Source organism: Pseudomonas sp. NFX98 (assembly GCF_047784845.1).
Taxonomy (GTDB): domain Bacteria; phylum Pseudomonadota; class Gammaproteobacteria; order Pseudomonadales; family Pseudomonadaceae; genus Aquipseudomonas.
In genome coordinates this window covers 186,334-200,101 of the sequence record NZ_JBLNNF010000006.1, presented here as the reverse complement: position 1 = coordinate 200,101, position 13,768 = coordinate 186,334, and the positions used below count along the sequence as shown (strand labels likewise).

Below are 13,768 nucleotides of genomic sequence, written 5' to 3'. Positions count from 1 at the left end.
TGCGGTGGTCTCACGACCACCGCCGCTCCCTGTAGGAGCTGCCGCAGGCTGCGATCTTTTGATCTTGATCTTCAAAACCAAGATCAAAAGATCGCAGCCTCGTTTCACTCGACAGCTCCTACACGGGATTGTGTTGTTAGCGACTACTATCGAGAACCCCATGCCTCAACCGCGTCCCTACAAAGTTGCACTCAACGGCTACGGCCGGATTGGTCGTTGCGTCTTGCGTGCGTTGTTCGAGCGAGGCTCGACGGCTGGGTTTGAAATTGTCGCGATCAACGATCTGGCCGACATGGCCAGCATCGAATACCTGACACGCTTCGACTCCACTCACGGACGTTTTCCCGGTGAAGTGAAGGTCGACGGCGATTGTCTGCATATTAATGGCGACTGCGTGAAGGTCTTGCGCAGTGCCACCCCTGAAGGCGTCGATTGGGCGTCGTTGGGCGTCGATCTGGTGCTGGAGTGCTCCGGCGCTTACCACACCCGCGAAGACGGCCAGCGTTTCCTCGATGCCGGCGCGCCGCGTGTGCTGTTTTCCCAGCCGATGGCCAGCGAGGCGGACGTCGACGCCACCATCGTCTACGGTGTGAACCAGGATTGTCTGACCGGTGACGAGCTGCTGGTATCCAACGCCTCCTGCACCACCAATTGCGGCGTGCCGCTGTTGCGTCTGCTGGACCAAGCCATTGGCCTGGAGTACGTGTCGATCACCACGATTCACTCGGCGATGAACGATCAGCCGGTGATCGATGCCTATCACCACGAAGACCTGCGCCGCACCCGTTCGGCGTTCCAGTCGGTGATCCCGGTGTCCACTGGTCTGGCGCGCGGCATCGAGCGCCTGTTGCCGGAACTTGCCGGACGAATTCAGGCCAAAGCCGTACGTGTGCCGACGGTGAACGTGTCTTGCCTCGACATTACGATGCAAACGGTGAGCGACACCGACGCCACCGAGGTCAACCGGATCCTGCGCGAGGCTGCCACCAGCGGCCCGCTCAAAGGCCTTCTGGCCTACACCGAGTTGCCTCACGCCAGCTGTGATTTCAACCATGACCCACATTCGGCGATCGTCGATGCCAGTCAGACCCGCGTTTCCGGCCCACGGCTGGTGAACATCCTGGCCTGGTTCGACAACGAATGGGGTTTTGCCAACCGAATGCTGGACGTTGCAGAACACTATCTGCAAACAGCCTCTCCATCATCAAAACAGTAACTCAGGAACTGCGACCCATGACCGTGTTGAAGATGTCCGACCTCGATCTGCAAGGTAAGCGCGTACTGATCCGCGAAGACCTCAACGTCCCAGTCAAGGACGGTGTTGTCACCAGCGATGCGCGAATCCTGGCTTCGCTGCCGACCATCAAGCTGGCCCTGGAAAAAGGCGCGGCCGTAATGGTTTGCTCGCACCTTGGCCGTCCGACCGAAGGTGAGTTCTCGGCCGAGAACAGCCTCAAGCCAGTCGCTGACTACCTGAGCAAGGCCCTGGGCCGCGAAGTGCCGCTGGTGGCTGATTACCTGGGCGGCGTCGACGTGAAAGCGGGCGACATCGTGCTGTTCGAAAACGTGCGCTTCAACAAGGGCGAGAAAAAGAACGCTGACGAGCTGGCCCAGCAATACGCCGCCCTGTGCGACGTGTTCGTGATGGACGCTTTCGGCACCGCTCACCGTGCCGAGGGGTCGACCCACGGCGTGGCCAAGTTCGCCAAAGTCGCTGCTGCCGGTCCGTTGCTGGCCGCAGAACTGGATGCACTGGGCAAAGCCCTGGGCGCTCCGGCACAGCCAATGGCGGCGATTGTTGCCGGCTCCAAGGTGTCGACCAAACTCGACGTACTGAACAGCCTGAGCCAGATCTGCGATCAACTGATCGTCGGCGGCGGCATCGCCAACACTTTCCTGGCCGCTGCCGGTCACCCGGTCGGCAAGTCGCTGTACGAGCCGGACCTGCTGGACACCGCCCGTGCCATCGCCGCCAAAGTCAGCGTGCCGTTGCCGGTTGATGTTGTGGTAGCCAAGGAATTCGCCGAAAGCGCTGCGGCCACCGTCAAGCTGATCGCTGACGTTGCTGCCGACGACATGATCCTCGACATCGGCCCGCAGACTGCGGCCAACTTCGCCGAGCTGCTGAAATCGTCGAAAACCATCCTGTGGAACGGTCCGGTCGGCGTGTTTGAATTCGACCAGTTCGGTAACGGCACCAAAGTGCTGGCCCAGGCCATCGCTGAAAGCTCGGCGTTCTCGATCGCGGGCGGTGGCGATACGCTGGCGGCCATCGACAAATATGGCGTTGCCGACCAAATCTCCTACATTTCTACCGGCGGCGGCGCATTCCTCGAATTCGTCGAAGGCAAAGTGCTGCCTGCCGTTGAAGTCCTGGAAAGCCGGGCCAAGGCCTGAGGGTTGCCCGTTTGACCAGGCGAGGGAGTGTTGAAATGGTCAAGACGTTAGCGCTGTTGATCGTCGCCGGTTCGCTGGTGGCTTGCGGGAGTAACCCGAAAGCCACCCCGGAACCTGCGCCATCGGCGCCGGAAAAAGGTTGCTACCAGGCCGACTGGCAGGCGGAAACCAATCCGGTGCTCAACAAGCGTTCCGGGCCTGAAGGCCTGGACAAATACGAGACCCAGGCACCCGCCAAGGAACATGGTTGTCCTTGACGGGTCTGACTCTTTACTCAGGGCTGGTGGCGTGCGCCGTCAGTCGAGGAACACGGATGAAAGGTTTTATCGCCATTACGGCGCTGGCATTGCTGGCAGGGTGCGCCAATTTGAACCCGTTCCAGTCGTCCGCTCCGGCTGACAACTGGACCACCTGGACCTGCGACAGTCAGGCCAAGGTGCTGTGGCGCTACACCGACGACAGCCGCAAGCAAGTCGACGTACGCCTGGGCGGCGCCGATCAGGTCTATCGCCTGAAGGAAGAGCCGGGCGCCTCGGGTTCGCTGTACAGCGACAACATGCTGGCGTTTCACATGAAAGGTGAGGAAGGCCTGGTTTACTGGGTCGCCACGAATGATTTGATTGGCCGTGGCTGTAAGGCTGAGTAATACGGGACGACGCGAAACCCTGTAGGAGCCGAGCTTGCTCGCGATAGCGTCAGCACATTCAACGTATGTGCTAGCAGTCAGACCGCCATCGCGAGCAAGCTCGGCTCCTACAGGAAATCGATGTTTCTCAGGACTTTTGCAACACCGAATTCGCAGCCCGGGCCTAACCCCCGATCTGCAATAACTTGAATAGCCGCCGCCGCTCCGGCAGGCTGGCACGATTAACGACCCTCAACCGGGAGAGACATACACAATGGCACTTATCAGCATGCGCCAGATGCTGGACCACGCAGCCGAGTTCGGCTACGGCGTTCCAGCTTTCAACGTCAACAACCTTGAGCAGATGCGCGCCATCATGGAAGCCGCTGACAAGACTGACTCCCCGGTGATCGTCCAGGCTTCGGCCGGTGCTCGCAAATACGCCGGCGCGCCGTTCCTGCGTCACCTGATCCTGGCGGCCATCGAAGAATTCCCGCACATCCCGGTGTGCATGCACCAGGACCACGGCACCAGCCCTGACGTCTGCCAGCGCTCCATCCAACTGGGCTTCAGCTCGGTGATGATGGACGGTTCCCTGGGCGAAGACGGCAAGACCCCGACCGACTACGACTACAACGTCCGCGTTACCCAACAAACCGTAGCCATGGCTCACGCCTGCGGCGTTTCGGTAGAAGGCGAGCTGGGTTGCCTGGGTTCGCTGGAAACCGGTATGGCCGGTGAAGAAGACGGCATCGGCGCCGAAGGCGTTCTGGATCACAGCCAGATGCTGACCGACCCGGAAGAAGCCGCTGACTTCGTCAAACGCACTCAGGTCGATGCCTTGGCCATCGCCATCGGCACCAGCCACGGCGCTTACAAGTTCACCAAGCCACCTACCGGCGACGTGCTGGCGATCGACCGCATCAAAGAGATCCACAAGCGCATCCCGAACACTCACCTGGTAATGCACGGTTCGTCTTCGGTTCCGCAAGAGTGGCTGGCGATCATCAACCAGTACGGCGGCGACATCAAAGAAACCTACGGCGTACCGGTTGAAGAAATCGTCGAAGGCATCAAGCACGGCGTGCGTAAGGTCAACATCGACACCGACCTGCGCCTGGCGTCCACCGGCGCAATGCGTCGCCTGATGGCCACCAACCCCAGCGAGTTCGACCCGCGTAAATTCTTCGGCGCCACCGTAACTGCCATGCGCGACGTGTGCATCGCCCGTTACGAAGCCTTCGGCACTGCCGGCAACGCTTCGAAGATCAAGCCGATCTCCCTGGAAGCGATGTATCAGCGTTACCTGAAAGGTGAGTTGAACGCCAAGGTCAACTAAGACCCGTCGCGTTTAAGTCGCATTAAAAACCCGCCGAGAGGCGGGTTTTTTGTGGGTGTATTTCGGCTATTTATCGTGATCAATATCCAGCTTGCTGAATGTCACTTTCCCGCCCTCACTGGTGTACCCCGTGTTGTCTTGCACATACACCCCAGCCTTGAAATACAGCGGTTTGTCGCGCCAGGTCGCACTGATGTTGGTGTCCCACTGATAGCCCGCTGCGCTGATGCCCAGCGCACCGCCAGGGCTGAGGTGAATAAGGTAGGAAAACTCGCGGTCAAGTTTCACGCCGGTAGCGATGGTGATGACCCGGCCTTCGTCATCATCGGGGCGCATGCGCACCTTGGCGACGATGTTGCCGGTCTCGGTTTTGGTCTTGTACTGGTATTCGACTTTCACCATCGGCTTCTGGCTGTTATAGGCATGGATCTGCCCGATGACGATCTTGCCCGAGCTCGGCACCTGATTCACCGCCAGCGTGGCATGCAGCAGGTTGTCGGCATCCGGGTAGTACCAGTTGCGCAATGTGCCGTTGCTGTAGGTTTCGCGCAGTTCGGTACGTGGGTAGATTGCGTTCTCGGTCTTTGAACCGGTCACCGGGGACCAGAAAAACAGCGTGCCAGTGTCGGAGTGGAAGTATTGATCCTTGAAGCCGTCCACCAATTTTGAGGTTTCAACGGTGTACGGCGGGCTGCCGACGGGAACACTGAGGTTCCAGGTTGCGAGGTCGATCATAAAATAGCTTCCACGAATTGTGCTGCACGCACGTGCCAGAAGCTCTAGCACGCGCCTCGGAGGGCGGTCTTTATAAGCGTAGGCAGCCTTTTTGTTAACGTCGGGCTGACAGATGGATGACGTCAAAATCCTGTTAAAAGGCCATCTTTCCCGGTTTTAGCGGGCTGCAGGGACGACCGTTAGTCGGCGAATTAACCCTTTAGTTAGATGGTGGCGTACTGACAGCTTCTGCTTTTCTGGATCCAGGTCTAGAGTGGTGGTTAGTATTTGTCCGGTTTTCACGAGAAGCCGGCCTGCCCCGAACATAGAGAAGCAGCATGGAATGCGCGCAGCCCCGGCCAACTGACGGCAACTCAACGTTATTAATAGTCGATGATTACCCTGAGAATCTGATCAGCATGCGCGCGTTGTTGCAGCGCCAGGACTGGCAGGTCATTACGGCTGCCTCGGGTTTCGAGGCCCTCAGTCTGTTGCTTGAACACGATGTCGACCTGGTGCTGCTGGACGTGCAGATGCCGGGCATGGACGGTTTCGAAGTGGCGCGCCTGATGCGCGGCAGCCAGCGGACGCGCCTTACGCCGATCATTTTCCTGACCGCCAACGAACAGTCCCAGGACGCCGTGATCAAAGGCTATGCCAGTGGTGCGGTGGATTACCTGTTCAAACCGTTCGATCCACAGATTCTCAAGCCCAAGGTCCAGGCGCTGCTGGAGCACCAGCGCAATCGTCGGGCCTTGCAGCGCCTGAGCCATGACCTGGAGGTCGCTCGCGCCTTCAATGCCTCGGTGCTGGAGAACGCCGCCGAAGGCATTCTGGTGGTAAGCGAGGACGGTCTGATCCGCTTCGCCAATCCGGCGATGTCGCGCTTGCTCAATGCCACGGTGCAAGAGCTGCAAGGCAAAGAGTTTCTGGATTTTCTGCAAAAGCCGCATATCCCGGTGTGGGCCGAATCCGACCTGCTGGCCGGGTACAGGCGCGGCGAGACGTTTCGTTTGCACGATGCGTTGCTGCGTACCGCGCCCGGCCAGCAGGTGCCGGTGGCGCTGTCGTGTGCGCCGTTACCCGCCGAGCAGCACGCCATGGTGGTGACGGTGCTGGACATGTCGGTGGTGCGCCACCTGCACAAGCAACTCGAATTCCAGGCCGTCACTGATCCGCTGACCGGACTGCTCAACCGCCGAGGTTTTTACCAGACCGTGGAAAACCTGCTGCTGCGCGGCGAACGCACCGACAGCACCTGGGTCCTGATGTACCTGGACCTCGATGGCTTCAAACGGGTCAATGATTCTCTCGGTCACGATGCCGGCGATCGGGTGCTGCGCTGGGTGTCCGAGCAGTTGAAGGCTTGTCTGCGGCCCTTCGACATTCTGGCGCGCATGGGTGGTGACGAGTTCACCGCATTGCTGGACCTGGAGTTCCCCGAACAAGCGGCGAAGATTGCCGAGAAACTGATTGAGCGCGTGTCGATCTGTCAGCAAATCGACGGTCTGGACATCGCCTTGGGCGCGAGCATCGGCATTGCCACGTTCCCCGATTGCGGGGCCAATCTGGACGGTTTGCTGCGGGCTTCAGACATCGCGATGTACGAAGCCAAACGTGCCGGTCGCCAGCAATATCGCTTCTACGATCACGAAATGAACGGCCGGGCCCGCTCGCGGCTGATGCTCGAAGAAAGCGTACGCGACGCTATCGAGAACCGTGACTTCAACCTCGTTTATCAGCCGCAGGTAGCCATTGTCGGCGGGCAGATTCGCGGGTTTGAAGCCTTGCTGCGTTGGCAGCATCCGAGCGTCGGCGACGTTCCGCCTGGGCTGTTTTTACCGTTGCTGGAAGAAGCGCGGTTGATCAGTCGCCTGGGCAGCTGGATTTACCAGCGCGGCGCCGGGCAACGCAAAGCCTGGGAAGCGCTGTTTGCCGAGGACCTGGTGCTGGGCGTCAGTTTGAGCGGCAGTCAGTTCGCCATGCCGAATCTGGTTACCGAGTTGCGTCAGGTGCTGGAGCGTAATGGCTTGCAGCCCCGTCACTTGGAAGTCGAGGTGACGGAAGACGCCTTGATGCACAACCCGGAAGAAACCCGCAAACAGCTGCGTCTGCTGCGCGGTTTGGGCGTCAGGGTGGCGCTGGATGATTTCGGTACTGGGCCATGCTCGCTGGCTCATTTACGCGACCTGGAACTGGACACGCTCAAGCTCGACCGCCATTTGATTGCGCGGCTGCCCGAGTCGTCACGGGACGCAGCGCTGGTGCGCAATGTGATCGAGCTGTGCAAACAGTACGACATGCTGGTGATCGCCGAAGGGGTGGAAACCGTGGCGCAATACGAGTGGTTGCAAGCCAATGGTTGCGAGTATGTGCAGGGTTTTCTGGTGGCGCGGCCGATGATGGCCGAAGACACCGGGCACTTTGTGCAGCCCTTCGACTGGAGCGCGCTGACCCGTTGAATTCGCTACACTGGCGACCTTTTCGTCATTTGTGTTGCTGCTGCGATGACCGCGTTGAAATACCTCCAGGCTTATCCCGCTTCGTTGCAGGATCAGGTGCGCCAGTTGATCGCCGACGGTCGGCTGGGCGAATACTTGAGCAAGCGTTACCCCGAACAGCACAGCGTGCAGAGCGACAAGGCGCTGTACACCTACGCGTTGGACCTCAAGCAGGCGTATTTGCGTAACGCTCCGACCATCGACAAAGTGCTGTTCGATAACCGCCTCGACCTGACCCACCGCGCCCTCGGCCTGCACACCACGATCTCTCGGGTGCAGGGCGGAAAACTCAAGGCCAAGAAAGAAATCCGCGTTGCGTCGCTGTTCAAGGAGGCGCCGTCGGAGTTTCTGAAAATGATCGTGGTGCATGAACTGGCGCATTTCAAAGAGTCGGATCACAACAAGGCGTTCTACAAGCTGTGCGAACACATGCAGCCGGGCTATCACCAGGTGGAGTTCGATGTGCGGGTGTACCTGACGTGGCGGGATTTGCAGACTGCGATTTGATCTTCCAGAAAGGAGCGAACGTGACGGACGTAAGCAAGACCAAGAGCAGCTTCTACCGCCGCCTGTACGTGGCGTATCTGATCGACAGCGGTCTGGCCAGCAGCGTCCCGGCGCTGACCGAAGTCACCGGCATGCCGCGCCGCACCGCCCAGGACACCATCGCTGCGCTTGCGGATCTGGATATCATCTGCGAGTTCGAGCAGGAAGAAGGCGCACGTAACCATGCCGGACGCTATCGGATTCGCGAGTGGGGGGCGATTGATCGAGGGTGGATCGAGCGTAATCTGCGGCAGGTCAAAGCTGTGCTGGAGTATCCCTGAGATTGGTGGCGCGGCTGCTGACGTCATCGCGAGCAAGCTCGCTCCCACAAGGATCTCCAGTGAATACAGATTTTGAGTAAGCCATAAAACCTGTGGGAGCGGGCCCGCGATGGGGGCCTCAGGAACGACGCATCCCGATATGCGGAATGCCATCCTCGACAAACTCCTCGCCCGCCACCACAAATCCGTATCGCCCGTAGTACCCCTGCAAATGCGCCTGGGCCGAGAGATAGATCGGCGTCTCAGGCCAGCGCTTTTCGGCCTGTACCAGCGCCTTCTCCATCATTACGTGGCCCAACCCTTTGCCCCGGCCCAGCGGCGCGGTCACAACCCGGCCGATGACCACATCGCCCCCTTGTAGCTCGGGGTCGAGCAAGCGCAGGTACGCTACCAGTCGATCCCCGTCCCAACCCATCAAATGGCAGGTATCGCCTTCCAGGTCCTGGCCATCGATATCCTGATAAATGCACTTCTGCTCGACGACGAATACCTCGTCACGCAACTGCAAAATGGCGTACAGCTGTTCTTTGCCCAGATCGCTGTGGTGTTTGCAGACCCATTCGATTGTCATGTTTTGATTCCCTGAAAACGTCCCTCCGATACTAAGCGTCCTGACGCTGGATGTCTTTATGGCGGAGAAATCTGTGATAAAGACCAAAATGCCATCATTCATTTCGCGCGCCGCTGCCTTCTTTGTGTAATCTGGAATCAAGCGATGTGCAGTGGCTTCAATGAGCTAACGTTTAGTGCCTGGGTGTGCCGGTACGGGGTCTTGGAGTTTTGGCTGAAAAACACGTCGGGCAGCCCGCCCGCTAAGGATTTTCTAGCATGCCGCGATTGCTTCAAGCCTTTGCTTTGATTGGATTGCTGTTGCTGACTCAACACGCTGCAGCAGAAAAGCTGCGTCTGGTGGCTGATGCCTGGCCGCCTTTTACCGACGCCACGCTGGTCAATGGCGGGTTGGCCACGGATATTGTCAGCACCGCGCTGGCGCGGGCCGGCTTTGCCAGTGATTTTGAACAGGTGCCTTGGGCGCGGGCCTTGCTGGGAGTGGGCGAGGGTCGCTACGACGTATTGGTGAATGCCTGGTACACCGATGAACGCACCAAGCTCGGGCAGTTTTCCGGTGAATACCTGGTCAACCGCGTGCGCTTTCTCAAGCGCAAAGACGCACCGATCGAATTCAACAATCTGCAGCAATTGCATACGTACCCGATTGCCGTGGTGCGCGGTTACGCGTATTCACCGGCCTTTGACGAGGACGAATCACTGCAGAAAATCCCGGTGCACAGTTTTGCGATGGCGGTGCGAATGGTGGCCGCCGACAGGGTCAAGCTGACGCTGGAAGACGAATACGTCGCGCGTTATTACCTGGCCCGCGAGCCTGCCAAGGTACGCAATGCCGTGGAGTTCCTGCCCAAGCCATTGAGCGAGAACAGCCTGCACATTCTGGTCAGCCTGAAGAACCCTCAGCATGAGCAGATCGTCGCCGGTTTCGACCGCGAGATTGCGGCGATGAAGGCGGATGGGAGTTATGCGCGGCTGCTCAAACAGCATGGGATGTAGGTGGAGCGGCAGGCCTCATCGTTGGCAAGCCAGCTCCCACAGTGTTCGGTGATTTACATAGGATTTGGATCTAACACAATTCCCTGTGGGAGCTGGCTTGCCAGCGATGGCGTCCGCCATAACACCGCAGTCCTCAATCCTCACTCGTATCCTTGATCAAATGCGTCGCCAGTGTGCGCAGCGGTCCCAACTGCCGGCAGATCAAGGCCAGTTGCGTCTGCACCAATCGTTGGCCTTCATCGATTTCGTCAGGCATCTGCTCCAGCATATTGGCCAGCGTTTCCTCTTCATCACTCTGAATGGCAATCGCGGATTTGCTCGCCAGCCCCTGGGCGATTTCGTCGATGCTGCTGGCCAGTTTCACACCGGCGCCTTCGATCAAGTGTTCGCGCACATCCTGCGGCAACTGGGTTTCCCGATGCGCGCCGAGGCCTGACAAGTAACTGAGCAAGGTGTGCGACAGCACCAGAAAACGGAAACCTACATCCGCTTCCTTACGGAAATGCCCCGGCTCCATCAGCATGTTGGCCAAAGTGGTCGACAGCGCCGCGTCGGCGTTGTGTGCGTTGCGGCGGGCCAGGCGATAGGCCAGGTCGTCGCTTTTGCCGGCGGCGTATTGCTGCATGATCTGGCGCAGGTAAATGCTGTTGCAGGTCAGGGTGTTGGCCAGCACTTTGTTCAGGCGCCGACCCTGCCAGTCCGGCAGGAACAGGAATACCGCCAGCCCGGCAATCAGGCTGCCGAGCAAGGTATCGAACAACCGCGGCAGGAACAGCCCGTAGCCGTCACCGACCTGGTTGAAGCAGAACAAAATCATCAAGGTGATTGCCGCCGTCGCCAGCGTGTAGCGGGTGGTGCGGTTGGTAAAGAACACAATGCCGGCGGCGATGGCGAAACACGACTGAATCAGCGGATTGGGGAACAGGTCGAACAGCGCCCACGCCAGGGTGAGGCCGATGGCGGTGCCGATGATCCGCTGACCGAGCTTGCGCCGGGTGGCGCCGTAGTTCGGTTGGCAGACAAACAGCGTGGTGAGGATGATCCAGTAACCTTGGGACGGGTGGATCAAGTGAACCATCGCGTAACCGATGCTCAAGGCCAGGGGCAAACGCAGGGCATGACGGAACAGCAGCGATGTTGGCGTCAGCTGCGTACGCAAGCGTATCCAGACGTCCTTGAGGTTGCGCGGCGAACGGTCGAGCAGACTGCTGTCGGTGGCGTCGGCGAGGGCGTCGGGGTTGCTGGCGTCGCTAAGCAAACGGTCGAGGGTGCCAAGGTTGGCCGCCAGCGCCCGCAACGAACGCAGCAAACCGCGCCAGGCCGGATTGCTCTGGATGCGCAGGTGTTCGAGGGAAGCGTGCAGGTCGCCCAGGGCTTCGGCGAAGCTGGCGTCATAGATAAACGGCTGACGCATCTGGATCGACTCGGCTAGCGCCCGGCAGGCCTTGCCTTGCTGGCGCAGCAGGCGCTGACAGCGGAACAGCACGTCGCTGTGGAAGAACGCATCGGCCAGTGCGTTGTAAGGGTAGTGCGAAGAGCTGGCGCGCTCGTGGATGTCCTGAGCGAGGAAGTACAGTTTCAGGTAACGGCTGACTTTAGAACCCGGCCGACCGTTGCCGACCCGGTGCAGGATGATTTCCTTGGCGGCGTTCAGTGCCGCGACCACGCGACCGTTCTGTTGCGCCAGTTCCAGGCGCCGTGCTTCCACGTCCATCTGCCGGATCGGCTCGAACAGCGACGATTTCAATTTCAGGTAAAACCCAAGTTCCCGAAACAACCGCGCCAGGCTTTGCTGCACCGGTTGATTGGAAAACAGCGCCTGCCACAACACCGAGAGCAAGCCGTACCAGGCCGCGCCGGCTACTAGCAGCACCGGTTCGTGCCAGAAATCGGTGACCGCACCGCCGCGCTGGTCCACGCCGATCATGGTGTAGACCGACAGGATCAGCGTCGCCGAGGCAATCGCGCCATAACGTTCGCCAAGGGCGCCGAGCATGGTCAGGCAGAACGCGGCGAGGGCGAAGGCAATGATGAAAAGAATGGGATAGGGGAACAGCAGTTCGACGGACAGGGCAGCGACGGCGAAACACACCAGCGTCACTGCAAGCGCATTGAGGCGGCCCTGCCAACTGTCGTCGGTCTCGGCCAGGGCACTGGCGATAATCCCGAGGAACAACGGGATCAGCAGCCCCATCTCATCCTGATACCAACACAGCGCCATGGTGCCGGTCAGGGCGATGAACACCCGCACGCTGTAACTGAACTTATCCAGCGCCCAAAGGCGACGCAGAGACTGACGGAACGAAGTCGATGACATGAAATGCGAAGGCCTTCCGAGGCGATGACGCTAAATTGAGCCACTAATGACGCCGACGCAATGGCGCCGATCACATTGGGCAGCAAAATTTGTTCCTTCCCTGACTGAAACACGATCCTTGTAGGAGCTGCCGCAGGCTGCGATCTTTTGACTTTGCTTTTCAAGATCAAAAGATCGCAGCCTCGTTTCACTCGGCAGCTCCTACAGGAGTGGTGTGATCAGACGTATTGTGCGGCCGCGTAACCCGAAGCCCATGCCCACTGGAAGTTGAAGCCACCCAGATGCCCGGTCACGTCCAGCACTTCACCGATGAAGTACAGCCCCGGGCTTTTCAGCGATTCCATGGTCTTGGATGACACCTCGTTGGTGTCCACGCCGCCCAGTGTCACTTCCGCAGTCCGGTAGCCTTCAGTGCCCGCCGGCACGACTTTCCAGCTCGCCAGTTTTTCGGCGATGTCTGCAATTTCGGCGTGGGTGTACTGCTTCATCGGCTTGGAGACAAACCAGTTGTCCGCCAGCAGATTGGCCAACTTCTTGGTGAAGATTTCCCCAAGCAGGGTTTTCAGTTCGCTGTTGGGACGCTCGGCCTGTTGCTGTTGCAGCCAGCTCGGTACGTCATGATCCGGCATCAGGTTGATTTCGACGGTGTCACCGGATTCCCAGAACGAAGAAATCTGCAAAATCGCCGGGCCGCTGAGGCCGCGGTGAGTAAACAGGATGTTCTCGCGGAAACTTTGGTCGTTGCAGCTCACCAGGCAATCCACCGAAGTGCCGGACAGCTCAGTGCACAATTCCTTGAGCTGATCGGTGATGGTGAACGGCACCAGACCAGCGCGGGTCGGCAGCAGGTCGTGGCCGAATTGCTTGGCCACCTGATAGCCGAAACCGGTGGCGCCGAGGGTCGGGATCGACAGGCCGCCGGTGGCAATCACCAGCGATTCGCACGTCACCTGCCCGAGCGTCGTGTCGAGCAAATAACCTTTCTCAAGCTTCTCGATGGTCTGGATCGACGTGTCCAGGTGCAGGCTGACGCCGACCTGATCGCACTCGTTCAACAGCATTTCGAGGATGTCGCTGGATTTGTTATCGCAGAACAACTGGCCGAGTTTTTTCTCGTGGTAGGGCACGCCGTGCTTGGCGACCATGCCGATGAAATCCCACTGGGTGTAGCGGGCCAAGGCCGATTTGCAGAAGTGCGCATTCTGCGAGAGGAAATTGCTTGGCTCGGTGTACATGTTGGTGAAATTGCAGCGGCCACCGCCCGACATCAGGATTTTCTTGCCGGCCTTGTTGGCATGGTCGAGCAACAGCACCTTGCGCCCGCGCCCGGCGGCGGTCAGCGCACACATCAACCCTGCGGCGCCAGCGCCAATGATCACGACTTCGGTAGAGCGCAAAACGGTGTCCTCAGAATAGAAAACCCGTAGGAGCTGCCGAAGGCTGCGATCTTTTGATTTTGATTCTTAAAAGCAAAGTCAAAAG

General features: G+C 59.3%; 13 protein-coding genes. 9 read left to right on the top strand and 4 right to left on the bottom strand.

Annotated elements, in window-relative coordinates:
* Window positions 1-160: 160 nt before the first annotated feature.
* The 5 genes from epd (at window position 161) to fba (ending at window position 4,361) form a co-directional block, all read left to right on the top strand.
* Complete coding sequence (epd, locus tag ACM110_RS10065; protein WP_416127647.1) at window positions 161-1,216, top strand: erythrose-4-phosphate dehydrogenase; 1,056 nt, start codon at window positions 161-163, stop codon at window positions 1,214-1,216.
* Between the two features lie 17 nt (window positions 1,217-1,233).
* Window positions 1,234-2,397, top strand: coding sequence for a phosphoglycerate kinase (locus tag ACM110_RS10060; protein WP_416127646.1), 1,164 nt, complete (start codon window positions 1,234-1,236; stop codon window positions 2,395-2,397).
* A 35-nt stretch (window positions 2,398-2,432) separates the two neighbouring features.
* Window positions 2,433-2,654 carry a hypothetical protein gene (locus ACM110_RS10055; protein WP_416127645.1) on the top strand — a complete coding sequence of 74 codons (222 nt, stop codon included), beginning with the start codon at window positions 2,433-2,435 and terminating at the stop codon, window positions 2,652-2,654.
* 56 nt (window positions 2,655-2,710) lie between these two features.
* Window positions 2,711-3,043 carry an MliC family protein gene (locus tag ACM110_RS10050; RefSeq protein WP_338583626.1) on the top strand — a complete coding sequence of 111 codons (333 nt, stop codon included), beginning with the start codon at window positions 2,711-2,713 and terminating at the stop codon, window positions 3,041-3,043.
* Window positions 3,044-3,296: 253 nt separating this feature from the next.
* Entirely contained in the window at window positions 3,297-4,361 is a 1,065-nt protein-coding gene (fba, locus tag ACM110_RS10045; RefSeq protein WP_008081027.1) for a class II fructose-bisphosphate aldolase, read from the top strand.
* A gap of 66 nt (window positions 4,362-4,427) precedes the next feature.
* On the opposite strand, the gene ACM110_RS10040 is transcribed toward fba, so the two are convergent.
* Entirely contained in the window at window positions 4,428-5,096 is a 669-nt protein-coding gene (locus ACM110_RS10040) for a polysaccharide lyase family 7 protein (protein WP_416127644.1), read from the bottom strand.
* A gap of 317 nt (window positions 5,097-5,413) precedes the next feature.
* On the opposite strand from ACM110_RS10040, the gene ACM110_RS10035 reads away from it, so the two are divergent.
* Genes ACM110_RS10035 through ACM110_RS10025 form a run of 3 tightly spaced genes read left to right on the top strand, consistent with a single transcriptional unit; the run spans window position 5,414 to window position 8,403 of the window.
* Window positions 5,414-7,537: a putative bifunctional diguanylate cyclase/phosphodiesterase gene (locus tag ACM110_RS10035; RefSeq protein WP_416127643.1), complete on the top strand. Its 2,124-nt coding sequence runs from the start codon at window positions 5,414-5,416 to the stop codon at window positions 7,535-7,537.
* Between the two features lie 45 nt (window positions 7,538-7,582).
* Window positions 7,583-8,083, top strand: a complete 501-nt coding sequence (locus ACM110_RS10030; RefSeq protein ID WP_338583623.1) for a M48 family metallopeptidase — start codon at window positions 7,583-7,585, stop codon at window positions 8,081-8,083.
* Window positions 8,084-8,103: 20 nt separating this feature from the next.
* Window positions 8,104-8,403 carry a winged helix-turn-helix domain-containing protein gene (locus ACM110_RS10025; RefSeq protein ID WP_338583622.1) on the top strand — a complete coding sequence of 100 codons (300 nt, stop codon included), beginning with the start codon at window positions 8,104-8,106 and terminating at the stop codon, window positions 8,401-8,403.
* 118 nt (window positions 8,404-8,521) lie between these two features.
* Here the strand turns inward: ACM110_RS10025 and ACM110_RS10020 are convergent, their stop codons facing one another.
* Window positions 8,522-8,974 (bottom strand): GNAT family N-acetyltransferase, encoded by a 453-nt coding sequence (locus tag ACM110_RS10020; protein ID WP_416127642.1) that lies wholly within the window; start codon window positions 8,972-8,974, stop codon window positions 8,522-8,524.
* A gap of 257 nt (window positions 8,975-9,231) precedes the next feature.
* On the opposite strand from ACM110_RS10020, the gene ACM110_RS10015 reads away from it, so the two are divergent.
* Window positions 9,232-9,969, top strand: coding sequence for a substrate-binding periplasmic protein (locus ACM110_RS10015; RefSeq protein WP_416127641.1), 738 nt, complete (start codon window positions 9,232-9,234; stop codon window positions 9,967-9,969).
* A gap of 133 nt (window positions 9,970-10,102) precedes the next feature.
* Here the strand turns inward: ACM110_RS10015 and yccS are convergent, their stop codons facing one another.
* Window positions 10,103-12,286: a YccS family putative transporter gene (gene yccS / locus ACM110_RS10010; protein WP_416127640.1), complete on the bottom strand. Its 2,184-nt coding sequence runs from the start codon at window positions 12,284-12,286 to the stop codon at window positions 10,103-10,105.
* Between the two features lie 218 nt (window positions 12,287-12,504).
* Complete coding sequence (locus ACM110_RS10005; RefSeq protein ID WP_416127639.1) at window positions 12,505-13,683, bottom strand: NAD(P)/FAD-dependent oxidoreductase; 1,179 nt, start codon at window positions 13,681-13,683, stop codon at window positions 12,505-12,507.
* Window positions 13,684-13,768: the final 85 nt, after the last annotated feature.

Excerpts from the sequence above, each read along its gene's own strand:
- epd (WP_416127647.1), top strand. The coding sequence starts at position 161 with ATGCCTCAACCGCGTCCCTACAAAGTTGCACTCAACGGCTACGGCCGG.
- ACM110_RS10060 (WP_416127646.1), top strand. The coding sequence starts at position 1,234 with ATGACCGTGTTGAAGATGTCCGACCTCGATCTGCAAGGTAAGCGCGTA.
- ACM110_RS10055 (WP_416127645.1), top strand. The coding sequence starts at position 2,433 with ATGGTCAAGACGTTAGCGCTGTTGATCGTCGCCGGTTCGCTGGTGGCT.
- ACM110_RS10050 (WP_338583626.1), top strand. The coding sequence starts at position 2,711 with ATGAAAGGTTTTATCGCCATTACGGCGCTGGCATTGCTGGCAGGGTGC.
- fba (WP_008081027.1), top strand. The coding sequence starts at position 3,297 with ATGGCACTTATCAGCATGCGCCAGATGCTGGACCACGCAGCCGAGTTC.
- ACM110_RS10040 (WP_416127644.1), bottom strand. The coding sequence starts at position 5,096 with ATGATCGACCTCGCAACCTGGAACCTCAGTGTTCCCGTCGGCAGCCCG.
- ACM110_RS10035 (WP_416127643.1), top strand. The coding sequence starts at position 5,414 with ATGGAATGCGCGCAGCCCCGGCCAACTGACGGCAACTCAACGTTATTA.
- ACM110_RS10030 (WP_338583623.1), top strand. The coding sequence starts at position 7,583 with ATGACCGCGTTGAAATACCTCCAGGCTTATCCCGCTTCGTTGCAGGAT.
- ACM110_RS10020 (WP_416127642.1), bottom strand. The coding sequence starts at position 8,974 with ATGACAATCGAATGGGTCTGCAAACACCACAGCGATCTGGGCAAAGAA.
- ACM110_RS10015 (WP_416127641.1), top strand. The coding sequence starts at position 9,232 with ATGCCGCGATTGCTTCAAGCCTTTGCTTTGATTGGATTGCTGTTGCTG.
- yccS (WP_416127640.1), bottom strand. The coding sequence starts at position 12,286 with ATGTCATCGACTTCGTTCCGTCAGTCTCTGCGTCGCCTTTGGGCGCTG.